This is a genomic window from Corallococcus sp. CA054B (genome assembly GCF_003611625.1).
Taxonomy (GTDB): domain Bacteria; phylum Myxococcota; class Myxococcia; order Myxococcales; family Myxococcaceae; genus Corallococcus; species Corallococcus coralloides.
Genome location: NZ_RAVY01000411.1, coordinates 1 through 981, shown reverse-complemented (window position 1 = coordinate 981; position 981 = coordinate 1). Strand labels below are relative to the sequence as shown.

Here is a 981-nt window from a genome sequence, read left to right as displayed (position 1 = left end):
CGCCCGTGCGGTAGAGGCGCTCGCCCGGCGTAGCGGCGAAGGGATGGGGGACGAAGCGTTCCGCGGTCAGGTCGGGGCGGTTCAGGTAGCCCCAGGCCAGACCCTGGCCACCCACGTACACCTCACCGGCGACACCCACGGGCAGCGGATGCAGGTGCGTGTCGAGCACGTAGACGGTGGAATTGGAGAGCGGCCGGCCGATGGGGATGGCGCCTTCCACACGTGTGCCGTGCTGCAAGGAGAAGGTAGTGGAGAAGGTGGTGTTCTCCGTGGGGCCGTAGCCGTTGATGAAGGTGGCGCCTTCCGGAATGCGCGCGAGGTGTTCGCGCACACGGGCGGCAGGCAGCACGTCGCCACCGGCGAGGACCTGGCGCACGCCCGCGAGCGCTTCGCCCTGGTGCAGGGCCATCTGCTCGAAGAGGGCAGCGGTGAGCCACAGGGACGTCACGCGGTGGTGACGCAGCTGGGCGGCCAGCTCCTCCAGTGAGAGGGAATGCGGCGGAGCGAGGACGAGCTTCGCACCGTGCAGTAGCGCGCCCCAGATTTCGAGCGTGGACGCGTCGAAGGCAACGGGGGCGAACTGGAGCCAGACTTCGTCGGGCCCGAAGCGCATGACGGTGCTGCCGAGCACGAGGCGGGTGATGCCCCGGTGAGGCACGCTGACGCCCTTGGGACGGCCCGTGGAGCCCGAGGTGAACATGACGTAGGCCAGGGCTTCACCGTCCACGCGGACCTCAGGCGCATGCATGGGCCGCGCGGCAATCTCCTCGGACTGGGCATCCAGCCAGACGCGGGTGCCGGTGGCGGGGAGCAACGAAGCGAAGGGCTGGTGAGTGAGCACCACGTCCACGCCCGCGTCCTCCAGCAGCATCGCGATGCGCTCCACGGGGGCATTGCGGTCCACGGGGACGAAGGCCGCGCCCGCCTTGAGAATGGCGAGGAGCGCCGCCACCAGGTCGAAGGACCGTTCAACGGCGAGGC

The 981-nt window shown here is 69.8% G+C and carries 1 protein-coding gene; it reads right to left on the bottom strand.

Annotated elements, in window-relative coordinates; all coding sequences use genetic code 11:
- On the bottom strand, positions 1-981 hold a 981-nt coding region (locus D7V80_RS41070; RefSeq protein ID WP_120593158.1), incomplete at both ends, for an amino acid adenylation domain-containing protein.